General features: G+C 41.6%; 11 protein-coding genes and 1 other RNA gene. 3 read left to right on the top strand and 9 right to left on the bottom strand.

Annotated features, from left to right (window positions below; genetic code table 11):
- Positions 1 to 112 precede the first annotated feature (112 nt).
- Both F887_RS13100 and F887_RS13105 read left to right on the top strand, forming a co-directional pair.
- Positions 113 to 1,789 carry a BCCT family transporter gene (locus F887_RS13100; RefSeq protein WP_005292331.1) on the top strand — a complete coding sequence of 559 codons (1,677 nt, stop codon included), beginning with the start codon at positions 113 to 115 and terminating at the stop codon, positions 1,787 to 1,789.
- Positions 1,790 to 1,936: 147 nt separating this feature from the next.
- Complete coding sequence (locus F887_RS13105) at positions 1,937 to 3,235, top strand: M24 family metallopeptidase (RefSeq protein ID WP_005292330.1); 1,299 nt, start codon at positions 1,937 to 1,939, stop codon at positions 3,233 to 3,235.
- Positions 3,236 to 3,301: 66 nt separating this feature from the next.
- Here F887_RS13105 and F887_RS13110 read toward each other — a convergent pair whose 3' ends face one another.
- The 5 genes from F887_RS13110 to F887_RS13125 form a co-directional block, all read right to left on the bottom strand.
- On the bottom strand, positions 3,302 to 4,225 hold the full coding sequence (locus F887_RS13110; protein WP_005292328.1) for a LysR substrate-binding domain-containing protein: 924 nt from the start codon (positions 4,223 to 4,225) through the stop codon (positions 3,302 to 3,304).
- A gap of 526 nt (positions 4,226 to 4,751) precedes the next feature.
- Positions 4,752 to 5,110: a transfer-messenger RNA gene (gene ssrA / locus F887_RS18255) on the bottom strand.
- A 156-nt stretch (positions 5,111 to 5,266) separates the two neighbouring features.
- Positions 5,267 to 7,261: a gamma-glutamyltransferase gene (gene ggt / locus F887_RS13115; protein ID WP_005292326.1), complete on the bottom strand. Its 1,995-nt coding sequence runs from the start codon at positions 7,259 to 7,261 to the stop codon at positions 5,267 to 5,269.
- 307 nt (positions 7,262 to 7,568) lie between these two features.
- A complete protein-coding gene (locus F887_RS13120) occupies positions 7,569 to 9,095 on the bottom strand; it encodes a DHA2 family efflux MFS transporter permease subunit (RefSeq protein WP_005292323.1) in 1,527 nt (508 codons plus the stop codon).
- A gap of 6 nt (positions 9,096 to 9,101) precedes the next feature.
- Complete coding sequence (locus tag F887_RS13125) at positions 9,102 to 10,250, bottom strand: HlyD family efflux transporter periplasmic adaptor subunit (protein WP_005292320.1); 1,149 nt, start codon at positions 10,248 to 10,250, stop codon at positions 9,102 to 9,104.
- A gap of 483 nt (positions 10,251 to 10,733) precedes the next feature.
- Here F887_RS13125 and F887_RS13130 point away from each other — a divergent pair, with 483 nt between their 5' ends.
- Positions 10,734 to 11,720 (top strand): AraC family transcriptional regulator, encoded by a 987-nt coding sequence (locus F887_RS13130; RefSeq protein ID WP_005292318.1) that lies wholly within the window; start codon positions 10,734 to 10,736, stop codon positions 11,718 to 11,720.
- Positions 11,721 to 11,780: 60 nt separating this feature from the next.
- Here the strand turns inward: F887_RS13130 and F887_RS13135 are convergent, their stop codons facing one another.
- The 4 genes from F887_RS13135 to antA all read right to left on the bottom strand — a co-directional run bounded on the left by F887_RS13135 (position 11,781) and on the right by antA (position 16,280).
- Positions 11,781 to 13,115 carry an MFS transporter gene (locus F887_RS13135; protein WP_005292316.1) on the bottom strand — a complete coding sequence of 445 codons (1,335 nt, stop codon included), beginning with the start codon at positions 13,113 to 13,115 and terminating at the stop codon, positions 11,781 to 11,783.
- A 198-nt stretch (positions 13,116 to 13,313) separates the two neighbouring features.
- A complete protein-coding gene (antC, locus tag F887_RS13140) occupies positions 13,314 to 14,363 on the bottom strand; it encodes an anthranilate 1,2-dioxygenase electron transfer component AntC (protein ID WP_171067436.1) in 1,050 nt (349 codons plus the stop codon).
- 6 nt (positions 14,364 to 14,369) lie between these two features.
- Positions 14,370 to 14,861, bottom strand: coding sequence for an anthranilate 1,2-dioxygenase small subunit (gene antB, locus F887_RS13145; protein WP_005292313.1), 492 nt, complete (start codon positions 14,859 to 14,861; stop codon positions 14,370 to 14,372).
- 3 nt (positions 14,862 to 14,864) lie between these two features.
- Positions 14,865 to 16,280, bottom strand: a complete 1,416-nt coding sequence (gene antA / locus F887_RS13150; protein WP_005292310.1) for an anthranilate 1,2-dioxygenase large subunit — start codon at positions 16,278 to 16,280, stop codon at positions 14,865 to 14,867.
- Positions 16,281 to 16,397 lie beyond the last annotated feature (117 nt).

Here is a 16,397-nt window from a genome sequence, read left to right as displayed (position 1 = left end):
TCAAGAGTGAAAATAAATCGGTTGAGCAAAATTAGCACTCCTCATTACTCTGTATTATCCGTATAAAACAGCTAATGATTCTAGCTGTTTGCAACGCATCCAAGGAGGAGTTATGCGTACAACAAGGGTTGCTGAATCCAATTCTGCGGTTTCACTTATTTCAAAAATATTAGTAGTCGCATTTGTACTTTTTTGCGCAATTTATGCAAACGAAGCAGCGAAAATATTTGCTGATTTATCAAGCGCCTTACTGCGCAATATGAAATGGTTCATTTTACTATCTGTTACAGCGATCTGCTTTTTCTTAATTTATGTCATGTGCAGCCGTTATGGTTTAATAAAACTGGGAAAAGATACAGATAAACCTGAATACAGTTATTTTGCATGGATTTCGATGCTGTTTTCATGTGCCATGGGAGTCGGTTTAGTATTTTGGGGCGTTGCTGAACCAATGAACCATTATGCGAGTAATCCATTTACAAAAGGCTTAACAGATGAAGCAGCTAGTATGGCAATGCAAATTACCTACTTTCACTGGGGATTACATGCTTGGTCTGTTTACTGTATTGCAGCGTTAGCAATCGGTTATTTTTCTTATCGTAAAGGCCTACCTTTCTCTTTACGTTCAATTTTACATCCGCTTATTGGCGATCGTATTTATGGTCCTATCGGACATTTTATTGATATTGTCGTAATTGTTGTCACAACTTTTGGTATCTCTCAAACTCTCGCTTTAGGTGTTTTACAAATAAATGCGGGATTACATAAAGTTTTTGGCCTAGAAACCAACACAACTGTTCAATTTATTCTCATGATTACCTTATCCAGTATTGCCACTTTCTCTGTAGTGCGCGGTATTGGTACAGGAATGCGCCGTATTTCTGAACTTAATATTATCCTATCAATCATTTTGATTGTAATCCTTATGCTCATTGGACCTGCGAGATACATTACCAATTCCTACTTAGAAGGTATTGGTAACTATACTTCTAATTTTGTAGGAATGAGTTTGTGGAGCGATACTCAAAAAGACTCTGAGTGGCAAAACTGGTGGACAGCTTTCTACTGGTTATGGTGGTCAACTTGGGCTCCGTTTGTAGGTATGTTCATTGCTAAAATTTCAAAAGGTCGTACTATCCGTCAACTCATCGCAGGTGTGCTTGTTGTTCCAACTTTGGTTACATTTTTCTGGTTTGCAGTGTTCGGCGGTTCAGCTCTAAAAATTGAACAAGACTCTAGACATACATTTGAAAAACAGCAATCAGCTTTGGTAGAAAATACCCAATCAACTACGGCTACAACCCATCCTACAATTACTTCTCAAACTGAGAATAAAGCAGAACCACACGAAGAGTTTACTGGTGGCCCTATAGTAAAAGCGACACAAAAAGACAGTACCCTCGCCGTTTTTGCTTTGTTTGATGCTGTTGGAGGAGGAGGTATTTTTGGACAAATTCTTAGTATTGCAACCTGTCTTCTACTCATTACTTATCTTGTAACATCACAAGATGGCGGAACACATGTTCTATGTTTCCTTGATACCTTATCTGAAAAAGACACTCCCATCCGTACTCGTCTTTTGTGGTGTGTGTTTGTTACTGCAATTAGTCTAGGTTTGCTTTATGTAGGGGGGCTAAAAGCAATTCAAGCTGCTGTCACACTGTTTGGCTTCCCTATTATTGTCTTGCTCACAATTATGGCTGTAGCACTTATGAAAGCTTTTCGGCAAGAAGATATAGCAAATATTAACGTTGTACCTAAACATCCGAAGATTGAGCCTGAAGCATAATCTGGACTTCCATCTCGCAGTTTAGAAGAGAGTTATAATATAAAAACCCTCTTCTAAACTTATATTTTCAATTTAAAACAAACAGTTAGATCATAAAAAATTTCTAACAAAGAGTCATAGGAAGATAAATCTCATCAAGGAAGCAATATGAAAAATATGAGACCTCATCAAAACCGTATAGGTAATCGTCATCCTGAACATTTAAATATGCATCAGATTGGCCCAGGTGATTTAGCAACTTCTGAATGGCAACAAGCAGGTCTGACCCTCCCAAACCTTGATCGTATGCACCAATATCGTCTAGATAGAATTTGTGCCTTACTCAAACAACAAGGGTTAGCAGGTATTTTGCTCTATGACCCTATTAATATCCGTTACACAACAGGCACGACAAATATGCAAGTTTGGTTGCTGCATAATGCTGGAAGATATACCTATGTTTCTGCTGAGGGTAAGGTCGTGCTGTGGGAATTCGATCACTGTGACTTTTTAGCTGACCATTCTAAAGTTGTAACACAAATACGCCCATGTATTTCATGGTTCTATTTCTGTGCTGGTACTCGAATTGATGAACAAGCAAAAAAGTGGGCTAATGAAATCTACGATGTTGTGTTAGAACTTGGAAAAGGTAATAAAAAAATTGCTATAGATAAATGTAATGATGAAGGGATAAAAGAACTAGAACACCTAGGCTTGAGCATTGAAAATGGTGAAGTGATTATGGAGCTTGCTCGAGCCATTAAAGGTGAAGATGAAATCAATGCAATGCGATGTGCAGTCCATGCGACAGATGCTGCAATAAAAATCATGCATAGCCATTTAGAACCAGGCATTTCAGAGCAACGTTTATGGTCATATTTACACGCTGAAAATATTGCCCGCGGGGGTGAATGGATTGAAACTCGTTTACTCTCCTCTGGACCGCGTTGCAATCCATGGTATCAAGAATGTAGTGGTCGCATTATCGAAAATGGCGATCTGGTTGGCTTTGATACAGACATGATTGGTGCTTATGGCGTTTGTGTTGATACCTCACGCACATGGTTATGTGGTACTAAAGCTCCGACATCTGAGCAAAAAAATATATATCAAATGGCATACGATCAAATTCAGTTTAATACCGAATTATTGCGCTCAGGTACAACCTTTAAAGAACTTACACACAACGCTTTACAATACGACCCAAATGAATATAACCATTATTCCTTTCTTTACCACGGAGTTGGTTTATGCGACGAGGCTCCGGGCATCTATTTTAAGGAAGCTTGGGAAAGTTATGGCTACGATGGTGTATTAGAACCAGGAATGGTGATGTGTGTTGAAAGTTATGTAGGCCATAAAGCAGGTGGTTCTGGTGTCAAGTTGGAAAATCAAGTTTTAATTACAGAGAATGGCCCTGAAGTTCTTACATTATATCCTTTTGAAACACAGCTTTTGTCAAAATAGTCTATGATTTTTAAAACTAGGAATACTAATATTCCTAGTTTTTCTACAGAAAAAATTAGTGTTAAATTAATTTAATCCTTTCTGCCCTACTTGGCCAGGTAACTGTTCCAAGAGCCAATTACGAAACTGTTTTACACTTGAAGGAATCACACCTCTGTCTGTCGGCTCTAACATACAAAAATTTGCCTGAGTGCGAAGAACAGTTTCTACAGGGCGAACTAAAGCTCCGCTCTTCAAGTAATCGTCCACTAAAGATCCCCACGCTAGAGCTATACCTTGACCATTTATAGCGGCTTGAATTAATAAAGGATAATTATTTATATTCACTCTATTTTTGGGTTTAAACATTGGATACCCCACTAAAGCAAACCATTCTGCCCAGTTAATCCAATCTTTTTGTGATTCATCCAAAGAAAGTAGGCTTTTGCCAAAAATCTTGTCAGGCGTAATCTCTCCTTGAAATTGTGCCAAGTAATGCGGACTACACACAGGAAATACTTCTTCAGGAAATAATGGAGTTACCTTCATATTTGCGGGAGGTGCCTTGCTATAAAATAATGCTAAATCACAATCCATTTTATGCAAATCAAGAATATTTTCAGTGGTTAAAATTCTTAAATCAACTCCCTCATTCTGCTGAAAAGTAGCTACTTTAGGTAAAAGCCAGAGTGCAGCCATGGCATTGGTTGTGACAACCGTAACCTGATGCTCACCTTGCCATTTCTTTATCTCAGCTGTAGCTTGAGAAACTTCCTGTAACGCACTATAAATCGTCTGATAATACTGTAGCCCCGTAGGTGTGAGTGAAATATTACGATTTGCACGAATAAATAACTCTTTACCTAAATATTCTTCAAGGTGTCTGATTTGGCGACTAATTGCTCCTTGAGTAACATTTAATTCATCTGCAGCTTTTGTAAAACTGAGGTGGCGTGCAGCTGCCTCGAATACAATTAAGCTGTTCATTGGTGGTAATGGCCTAATCTTCATGGACACTCCTAATTTGTCCGTTACATCTTCAACGTAGTAAAAACTACATATGTCCTAGAATTATTTAATTTTTTGAAATGCTTTCTCAGCGCAAGTACATCTAGCCTAATTTACGATTAAGCTATTTATTATTAATAAAGTGTCATAAATATAAATTAATAAAAAGTGAGAAAAAGTATTCAACCTATGATTTTTTCTCATATCAGATAGAAAATTATATTTGTTTTTTATTAATCCACTAAGATTTAAGTACAGATTGTCATAATCTTACCGCGCAACATGATCCACCATCTACGGTTAAAAATCTTTTGATTTGCTCTGTTCAATCATGGGATGAAACATATGTTGTACTTTGATTGTCCTTTATATCTGATTGAATGATTATTTATTTTTGTCAAAAATAATTCAATTGAAAAATAGGATGCAAAAACTCCCCTATTCACAACTAGCTAACTTAATGAACCTGTCAAAAGCTAGTCCAATAAAAAAGCCACTTAAAAAAGTGGCTGATTTATATAACGAATTTTGGTGGAGATGGCGGGAGTCGAACCCGCGTCCGCCAGCACTACGCCCGAGAATACTACATGCTTAGATATCGTCTACTGTTTTAACTCTTTGTGACCCGACGAACAGGGTACAAATCGCGATCCTCTAAGTTTAGTACAAAGCCCCGAGGCTTGGCTTTATACGGACTTGTGTGCGTGCGCTTCAGTCGGACTCTCTAACCACAAGTATTCAGAGAGGCGGACAAGCTGCCCTTAGGCAGCTAGAGCGTATGATTCGTCGTTTGCGACTAAAAAATGCAAATTTGATTTACGAGAGGAAATGCGCTCTCGGCATGCATCTATGAGTTTCATCACCAGCGTCGAAGCCAGGAACATCCCCAAAGTACAGCGCAATCATAGCATAGATAGTTAAAATTTAAATCTCAATTTCTAACCAATCAGCAAAATATACGCTTATTCCTCAATATTGTGTCTCAACTTGTTTTTTCAAGCCCCAAACTAAAAAGCTGCCGCAATGACAGCTTTTAAATGTGAACTATAGTGCCCCATTGCCTAAAACAATGCCTTCACGTCGAGGATCGACTCCACCCGCGTATTTACTTTGATCATCAATTTTGACTTTCATAATCGTCGCAATACCGCTGGTTTGTGCAGTGTTGGAAATCCCATGCCCTTTTGCTTTCAAAGCCTCAATCAGTTCAACTAAAGATAACTGATCATTTGAGCTATCAATATTGGTATTTGGGCTATTGGTTGCACCAAAATTCACCAGTGAAGTCGCTTGCTGTGCATTCAAGTTCCAGTCCAATGCCCCAATCAAGGTTTTAACCACATATTGAATGATGGTACCGCCACCCGGTGAACCTGTTGCCATGTAAAACTCATCAGCTGTCGTACCTTTAAACACCAAAGTTGGCGCCATGGTACTACGTGGACGTTTGCCACCTTCGACCCGATTCGCCAACAATGTACCAGTCTGGTCTACAGGATTCGCACTAAAATCAGTTAACTGATTGGATAACAAGAAACCATCGACCATATGGAATGAACCCATGCTGGATTCAACAGTCGATGTCATCGAAACTACATTGCCATACGCATCGACGATCGTGAACTGAGTGGTTCCATGCTCAACTGTCGTATCTATACCTGAATTTGAGTCAAATTGACCGGCTTGCGCTACGCCCATGCTTTGATTCGGATTAATCAATGCAGCACGTTGTTTTAAATAATTTTTATCAATCAGACTGGCAATTCCTTTGGCAGGTAAAGGCACAAAATCAGTATCTGCAACATATTTATCACGGTCTGCATAAGCCAAGCGTTCTGTTTCAGAAACCAAATGTACGCCCATGACATCAGGCACCCCACCTTCATTTTCTGGATTTTTGGGTGGATATTTATTCATTTCAAAGTTTTCTAAAATACCCAACGTTTGTGCAACAGCAATTCCACCAGAAGATGGCGGTGGCATGGTACAGACATAATAACGGTCTCGGTAAGTGGTACAGATTGGTGTCCGTTTTTTAACTTGATAATTTGATAAGTCCTGTAAAGTCATTAAGCTAGGCGTAATGGGCGTACGGGCGGCATCATCCCCTATGGTCTGACCTGCTTTTGCCACAATATTTTTAGCCATCGGTCCGCTGTACATCGCTTTTGCGCCTTGGGTTGCAAGTGCTTCCAGTGTTTTGGCGTACGCTTTATTGGTCATGGTCTCACCAACTTTACGAGGTGTACCATCTGGATAGAAATAGGTTGCTACCGCATTTGCATCGAGTGCCAAATGGCCTGCATTACTGGCAATTGCATCGGCCAAACGTCCAGGAATACGAAAACCATGATCTGCCAAATCAATCGCTTGATTAAAAAGCTGATCCCATTTCAGTTTGCCATGTTCCTGCTGCGCCTGTTCCAGTAAACGCATTACCCCAGGCACACCAATAGAACGTCCACTACGACGGGCACTCGGTACGGGTGCTGGAGATTCCGGATCATGTATATCTTGTCGAATCAGATAGTACTCATTGGCCGCGGCTGGAGCAGTTTCTCGTCCATCATACGCAGTGACGGTTTTACTTTTCGCATCGTAATACATCATAAAACCACTGCCTGCGATGGTACTGGATTGTGGCTCAACCAAGCCCAATACAGCTTGTACAGCAACTGCCGCATCGACTGCACTTCCGCCCGCTTTTAAAATTTCACAGCCCGCCCTTACTGCCAACGGTGTATTGGCAACCACCATATATTTATCGGCATATTTCACCGTATTATTTAAGCGATAACCCGATGCACCTTCAGGTGCCGCAGGATCACCATTCTGGTCCGAACCGACCACAACACTCGAGCCATCCTCTGCCAGTTTGCTACAACTACTTGGGTCCTGATCAATAATCAGGTTGGGTTTTGAAGGTTGGCCTGTATTTGAATCTTTGCCTGATTGATCTGATGAGGAATCATTCCCACATCCCTGTAATAAACCAACAGCCAACAAGCTGCTGAAAAAAAATGAATATCTATGATTCACGTGATAACTCCATTATATATACCTGCCTATCCATGCAATTGCCATGCTAGTTTATTTATTTTCAGGTATAGAGGTTTTAATCTTTGATAAAAATAAACTTTTAATAATATTCAATGATTCCAGGCTTTATCTCCTACGCCCAGTAATTTCCTCCGTGTGATTACAATGCAATCCTTATCGCCTTCAAGTGGATTCTGGCATGATTTCTCTGCAAGAAAGTAGGCAAAATCTATCAATTCCAAGTTAAAACACCATTTTTATACATAAAAAAAGCACCTCCTAAGAGATGCTTTCCAATTCAGAATTTCTAGTGGGTCGGCATGCCACCCGTATTCCCTTTCGGTTTTGGACTCAGCCAGATCAAGGCACTGGCAAATACAAATACAATCGCCAGAAGCATAAATACATGGTTGGCCGACATGGTAATCGCTTCTTTATCCACTAAATTGGCAATCACACCCAGCGTTGCATCGGGTGAGAATCCATTCTGAAGCAGACTATTTTGGACTTCTTGTGGATGCAGATTATTGACCATTTCACTACGTGCGACTTTGGCATGATCATCCCAAATGGTGACTGCAATCGACGCACCAATCGCACCAGCCATAGTTCGAAGGAAGTTCATTAAGCCTGCGGCAGATGCCATTTCTTGTGGCAATACTGAGCCCATTGCAATATTCGACAACGGAATAAAGAAGAATGGCACTGCAAAACCTTGCAAGATTTGTGGCCAAGCCAAGGCCATAAAGTCAGCATCAGTCACCCAGAAGGCACGCATTAAAGTCACGACACCCAGCAATGCCAAGCCAAAACTGGCCAATGCCCGAGGGTCATATTTGGTCGATAATTTGGCCACAATCGGTGACATGGTGAGACTACCAAAACCCATGGTGGCAGTCAGATAACCTGCCCAAGTAGCGGTATAGCCCAAATTGATCTGTAACCACTGCGGAATCAATACGATACTGCCAAAGAAGGAGCCGAATCCAAAGGCCAGTGCCAACACTGAAACAGCGAAGCCCCGATGCCTAAATACATACAAATTGACCACGGGATGCTTTTCGGTCAGTTCCCATATCATGAATACAATAAAGCCGACCACCGCGATCAAAGCCAGCATAATAATACTGCTGCTATTAAACCAATCGCGTTCATGTCCTAGATCGAGCATCAATTGCAATGCACCAATCCACAACACCAATAAACCCAGACCAATCGCATCGATGCGCATTTTTTCAGTTTCGGTTTCAGCCACAGATAATAATCGAATAGAGGCTAAAACACAGAAAATACCAACTGGAATATTAATAAAGAAGATCCAGTGCCAAGACAGATTGTCACTAATCAGTCCACCAAGGATCGGCCCTAGAATCGGTCCAATCACCGTGGTCATGGCCCAAAGTCCCATCGCCTGTGCATGTTTTTCAGGTGGGAAAATTCGCATCAATAAAGTTTGGCTGAGCGGCATTAATGGACCACCACATAAGCCTTGCCCAATTCGGAAAAACACCAACATTTCCAATGAGGTCGCTAAACCACACAAAAATGAAAAGATAGTAAAACCAATCAATCCGAACACAAAGACTCGAACCGTACCAAAGCGTCCTGCAAGCCACCCTGTTAAAGGGACACAAATCGCTTCGGCAACAGCATAAGAGGTAATCACCCACGTCCCTTGAGAACTGGACACAGCGAGGTTGCCTGTAATATGAGGCACAGAAACGTTGGCAATTGTGGTATCCAGCACCACCATAAAATTTGAGAGTGCGATCACGAAAGCTGCAAGCAGTAATCGCCCGCCACTGAGTTCTGCAAAAGGGTTTTGCGTTTTCATGGCTGATTACTTCGATACGAGATCAATATCCGCTTGCATCGACAGCCCCACACGCAATGGATGTTCTGCAAGTTCTTTCGGATCAAGGCTAATACGTACAGGTAGGCGCTGTACCACTTTAATCCAGTTCCCTGTGGCATTTTGTGCAGGGATCAAGGCAAATGCTGCTCCAGTACCACCCGAGAAACCTTGCACAGTACCGTGATAAACCACATCATCACCATACAAATCAGAACGAAGCGTTACCTTCTGCCCTGCTTTCACCTTGGCGAGCTGGCTTTCTTTATAGTTTGCATCGACATACAGTGCTGAAACAGGTACGACTGACATCATTGCCGTACCTGGTGCAACACGTTGCCCAATCTGAATATTACGACGCGCTACGACACCATCCACTGGTGCACGAATCACAGTCCGCTCTAAATCCAATACTGCCTGTTCTACATGTGCTTTCGCCACCAATACATCTGGTGTTGATGCTTCATTTACACCTTGAATCAATGCTTCATTTGCAGCAAAGGTACTTTCCGCTGCTTTGCGGCTCGAAGTTGCTTGCGCCAAACCTGCTTGAGTCAGCTCTAAACTGGCTTTGGCTGTAGACACTGCACTTTGCGCCTTACTCAACTCTTCTTTAGAAATAGCACCTGTCGCAGCAAGTTCATTACGGCGTTTCAGCTCCAATACCGCACGATCATAATCCGCTTGGGCTTTGGTCACTTGCGCTTGTGCACTGGTAATCTCATCGTTGCGAACCACAACTTGAGAATTTAATGAACTACTATTTGCTTGGCTTTGTTTGTATTGACGTTGTGCTTTGGCTAACTCAGCTTGTGCCTGTGCCAGTTGAATCTTGGCATCACGTTCATCAATACGGACCAGTACATCGCCCTGTTTGACCTGTTGTGTATCTTTCACTAACACTTCAGCCACTTGTCCACTGACCATAGACGTGATTTGTGCAGTTTCTGCACCCACATAGGCATTGTCTGTACTGACCGAATGATTAAAGAATAACGCCCAAATGCCATACAGAATTGCAGCGAGAATGAGAATGAGCACAAAAAATCCGAGGAATTTTTTACGTTTTGCTTTCATTGCATCATCTGATGTCGAATCTGAAGCAACATCCTGTGGGTTGGCTTGAGCGTCAGTCATAAGTTATTCCTGAAAATTAAAGAGATTTTTAACTTTTGGTTTAATCAGCCGATCAGTTTAATTTTGAAAACTTAACTGAATGTTAAAAAAACCAAAACGCAAAATAAGAGCAAAAAATTATTCTGCATTTTAACGGCAAAAAATCACATGGCGAGATTAAAAAAAATAACTGATGCGTTCAATTCTTATAAATTGATATTTCAACAATGATCAAAAACTTAAAGTTTGGTTTTTAATTTCAGCATGTTGAAACTGGTGAATAGCCATCTAAATGGCAACATAGCTCGACATACCTATAAAGCATAAAGATATATCCTTTCAAGACTTGTGTATTTGTCAAAATTTGCTCTAATAAGCTAGAGTGGATAAGTCTTTCTCGCAAAGCCCTTATCCACTAAGGCCAGAAAACCGCTGTCATTTATGGATCAAAATGGCATTTTTCTTGCTGCTACAACAATAAGCTCTTAGCTAGGTGAAAGGACTATGACATCACTCAGCCAAAAAATGGATCTTATCCATCATTCGCATCAGGCCGACTTTGCCCAAAATGTGATGTCGATGATCTGTGGCGAACATCGTTTAGATACACTATCTCGAGATACACTCGACTTTCACTATGATGGTATGCGCTTACCGCATAAACAAATGGCAATTGGCACCATCAGTTATGGCGCCAATGTTGCGATCAATATTTCTAATTTGAAAGCCTATAGCATCAGCCTGCCTTTTCATGGCAAGCAAACACTCAGCATCCGCGGTGCCAAATATCAATCTGATGCCGATACAGGCCTCATCGTTTCTAATCAAGATTTGCAGGACTTGGTCATTAATCAGGATTGTCAAAAATTTCAGGTGGTGATTCCTGAAAAAAGTCTGCATATGGTCCTGTCACAACTCCTGAATAAACCACTTGAACAAGCATTGGTATTTAACCCTGAAATCTCACTCAGCATGACGGGTTTAATGAAAGCTTGGTGGAATAACATCGAAAACTTTTTACAACTCAAATCACATTATGCTGACTTTTCTGGCTTACCGATGTTTTCTGAGGATTATGAAAATTTTGTGATTAAAGCGCTACTGCTGTCACAGGAAAATAATTATTCTGCGGCATTGCATGAACGCTGCAATCAAATGGAACCTGCGTATATCCGCAAAGTGAAGAATTTTATTGTGCAACATGCGCATGAATCCTTCGATGCAGAGAGTTTACAACGTTTAGCTGGTGTATCTAAATCCAAACTCTATGAGGAGTTCCAACAATATTATGGTCTCAGTCCGATGGCCTATTTACGCAAGTATCGACTGCAACAAATTTATAAAATATTGAGTCATACCGCCAAACATCAAAAAATTTCGATCTCCAAACTGGCCTATGATTGGGGCTTTAACCACCTCAGCCGTTTTGCTCAAGAATATAAAGATGAGTTTGGCGAAAAACCGAGTGAAACCCGTAATAAAATCGAATGAAATACCCAAAAAGATAAAAGCCCAGTGTCTGAAAGCACTGGGCTTTTTCTTAGGCGTAGGTTAATTGATCGTTAAAATAGCATTGGCTTTATTGTTTTGACGCATCGCTTTCAAGCTGAGTGCAATAAAGGCAATAAAGGTCGGCAAAGCTAATAGATAGAAAATACCACCGAGACTAATTTCATAGGTAAAGATATAAGAACCGAAGAATGCCCCAAAAATTGCGCCGACACGTCCAATGCCATGCATCCATGACACGCCAACTGCACGACATTGTGATGGGTAGAATAATGCAGCCAATGGTAACAATGATGATTGTGCACCAGTGAGCAAAGCACCTATCAGGAAAATACCGATCCCAAGCAACAAAATGCTTGAGCTGACAAAACCTGCAACGATAAAGAGGATGAATGCCATTAAATACGCATATTTAATCACGATGGTTGGATTGAGTTTATCCATATACCAACCCATGATGACAGCACCAATCACCCCACCAAATGGGAAGATTGCAGCAATGAGACTAAACTGCTGGGTACTAAAACCTGCTGTTTTTAAAATCGTTGGCATCCAGCTGGTCAGTAAATAGAACACCAATAGACTCATGAAACAGCACAGCCATAACATGACTGAACCCCATAGATATTTACTTAAAACCATTTTGACCGGGCTTTCAGCATGATTGACACCCACTTGAGGAAGTTCAATCTTGACCTTGTCGATGAACGAGTGGCCTTGAATTTTTTCAAGAATGCTTTGGGCTCTATGTTGCTGTTCTGTTTTAATCAAATACGGGACTGATTCTGGCAATTTCAGCAGCAAAGCCACCACAAGGAACAAAGGAATAATACCACCTAAAATCACCACCTTGGCCCAGCCTAAGTTTTCCAGTAAATACGCAGACAATAAACCACCACAGGAAATCCCCAGCATAAAACCACAACCAGCTAAACCCGTCAGAAAGGCTTTACGTTTTGCGGGCATATACTCTGAAACAATGGTACTGATATTTGGCATCGCAGCACCCAGTCCAACACCAGTAATAAAACGGTAAATCATCAAATCTTGTGTGGAAGAAGCCAAGCCACACAGAATGGTAAATATAGAAAATAATAAAGTCGTGAATACAATCACCCCTTTACGGCCAAACCGATCTGCCAGTGGCCCTGAAATAATTGCACCAATTGACATCCCCACCAATGCCGCGCTGAGCACAGGTGCCAATTGTGGTTTGGTAATCCCCCAATCATCCAGCAAAGCAGGTGCAATAAAACCAATAATCCCTGTATCTAAACCATCACAAAAAAATACCAAGAAACCCAATGCAAAAACCAACCATTGCAGTGGCGATAACTGATCACGATTGATCACTGTATTAACATCAACTGTCTTCATCTTTATTCCCTTAAAAAAGCAAATTCTGTTAAAACTTTCCTATGTTTAAACCCTTCAACAGGTGAACTACACGACCTACTTATTCAATACATTCAATTCCTTATTCCATTGAAAGGCTTTTTTTAATTTTTACAAATATTTGTTCTCAGTCATTTAGAAAAAGGCTGGTTGCTTGTGTCCACCATCCTTTTCATTTGACTAAGTCTCTGCTGAGTTACGAGCAGTATTGCTCTGTAAAAATTTTTCGCTATACAAGCGATAGTTATTTAAGGCATGTTGATCGAGCCAACTTTTGACGGCTTCTATCATCGGTGGCGGGCCACATAAATACATGTCAAATGCCTGTTCCGCAAGTTGTTCCCGATTCAGGTGCTCATGGATATAACCTGTTTTACCAGTCCACACATCAGATGCTTGAGTCACGACAGGTTGATATTTGAAATTTGACAAACGTTCAGCATAAGTCTGCAATCGAGATTGTTCACATAAATCAGCTTCTTGATTGACCCCGTAATACAACTGAATTGCAGGTGCATTCGCCTGTTCTGCAATATTGTCGAGCATGCCTAAAAAAGCCGACAGCCCCGTTCCTCCAGCAATAAATACCAAAGGACGCTCAACTTCACGGAGATAAAAACTGCCGAGAGGTGCTTCCATCATGATGGTTTGCCCCACTTGGCAACGATCACGTAAATAATTACTCATCACGCCATCGGGTAATAAGCGAATTAAAAACTGCAATTGATTGGTCTGATTCGGACGATTGGCAAAAGAATAAGAACGCCAGTCATCAGTCTCAGGGATCTGCAAACGTGCATATTGACCGGGTAGAAACTCTAACTGCTTGGCTGATGAACTGGCATCGACATGCAAAATCGCGGTTGTCTCGGATACCAGTTCGACCCGAGTCACTTGCGTTGCAATTTTCAATGTCTCGCCAGCGTTGCAGATTTCAGAACTATGATCGAAATAGAATGCAGCATTGGATTTGACTCGAGTTTGACAAGCCAACATTTTACGCTCTGCCAAATCACGCTCACTTAAGGCATCTTCATCCACATATTCCTGTTCATAAATGCCTGTTTCACACTGTCCCTGACAGGTTCCGCACACGCCTTCACGGCAATCCAAAGGTAAGTTAATGCCTTGACGAATGGCAGCATTGAGTAACAGTTCATCTTCCTGTACCGAAATAAAGAAGGTTTTCCCATCGGCAAAATTAAGTGCAACTGAATGTCCCATCATGATGCTCCCTTAAACATGATAAAAATCCAACACCGAATCAATTTTGTCATTCAGCAAAATCGTGTGCTGACGACGAATACGGAATCCTTCAGCAGTTTGTCTTAACAAGTAAGTGGCATGTCCATAAAAGCAACCTTCCAAGCCTTGACGATTATATAAGGTGCTCCATCCGACTCTGGCTTCAATCAAACCATCTTGCAGGCTTTTGACCTGTACATTTTGAATACTGTGCTGAGTGCGTGGTAATGGTGTCGCCGATGCCGCTTTTCCGGTACGGATACGGAATACACGATCTTCCAGCCCCGAACGGTCTGCATAATAGATATAAGACAAACCCTGATTCGGATCTTCAACATACTGATGATCATCAATCCATTGCGGAATGTGATATTCACTATCTTCATCATACAGTTCCAGATAGGCATCCCAGTCATAACGGTCGCATAACTCTGATTTCTGATAAAGGAATTGTGAAACGGCAAAATGTAATTCAGCAGTCATGACTTATACCTCTTCCGTTGCTGTATCAAGTTGATAAGTAATATCCTGCATTTTTAAGGCTTTGCGATTTAAACCATCCAGCATTAAACGTTGCCAATGACCATGCTGATTGACATATAACCCCTCATGCGTCAGCTCACGCCCCGTAATCACGGGTTTGATCCCCAAGTCTTGTGCATTTTGAGTCATGTCATAACACCAGTTATGGTGACCGCGAGAAATATCACTCCAGCGTTCCAGACGCGCTTGGAAACCTTTTTGCTGTTCACGGAACTCCACCAAATCATCTGGCGTACCTAATCCAGAGACATTGAAAAAGTCTTCAAACTGGCGAATACGGTTACGACGCGCTTCGGTTGACTCCCCTTTTACAGCGAGACACTGGCTAATCACTTCGGTTTTATTCCATGCCACTGGACGCACAATACGCAGCTGGGAACTGATCTGATCCATGAAGAATAAGCTTGGATAGAGGTTTAAGTTTCTTAGGCGATGCATGGCCCATTCCGCACGCTTGGCACCATATTTTTCCAGCAGATAAGGCATGACGGTGTCATAACCAGGACGGACCGCAGGATTTGGCATATCGCTGAATAAAACGCTGTGACCATTTTTAAAACTAAACCAGCCATCATCGGTCTGGTTATCACCTGCGCCTAATTTGCTGTAATCCAGAGTATCCATATCATCACCTTTGGCTGCATTGACTTGCTGGCGATGTTGCACAGTGGAGACATAGTTATAGTGCACGGTACTGACGTGATAGCCATCCAGTCCATTTTCATTTTGCAGCTTCCAGTTTCCTGCAAAGGTATAGGCCGACTTGCCTTGCAGGACTTCTAACTCGCCAGTCGGTGACTGCTCCACCATTAAATCCAGAAAGACTTTGGCATCCCCCAAGAAGTCTTCAAGGCTATCTGTTGCCTGTGTATCCAGACTGACAAAAACAAAACCACGATAACTGGCAATACGTCCTTGTTTGAGGCCACGACTGGACTTATCAAAATCTTCACAATATTCAGCAGGCGCTTTGACTTTGACCAGACGACCATCTGATTTATAGCACCACGCATGGAACGGACAGGTAAAAGTGGATTGATTGCCTTTGGCAACGCGCGTCAAGGTCGCACCACGATGCTCACAGGCATTGATCATGGCATGCAGTTGGCCTTGACCATCACGGCTAATGATTAACGGTTGGCGTCCAATCTGAACCGTCAGGAAATCATGATTGTTAGGAATTTCACTTTCGTGGCAGGCATAAATCCAGACTTTTTCAAAAATGAATTCCATTTCCAAATCGAAAAGTTCAGCTTCAGTGAACATATCACGTGCGATACGAAATACCCCATCCTTAGGGCGAAAGTCGAGACAGCCTGTAATAAAATCCTGCCATTCGGCAATATTACGTGTCGTCATTTTTATGTCCTCCAATCAATAAAAACCTTTTCTTGATTGAAGCGTGATTTAGTTCTTGGCTCTATCCGCTTTTTCCAGATCTCTATCCAGTTTGTGAATAATTTTGGATCAGCTCCC

The organism is Acinetobacter sp. NIPH 2100 (genome assembly GCF_000369805.1).
Classification (GTDB): domain Bacteria; phylum Pseudomonadota; class Gammaproteobacteria; order Pseudomonadales; family Moraxellaceae; genus Acinetobacter.
This window is presented reverse-complemented; position numbering and strand designations above follow the sequence as displayed.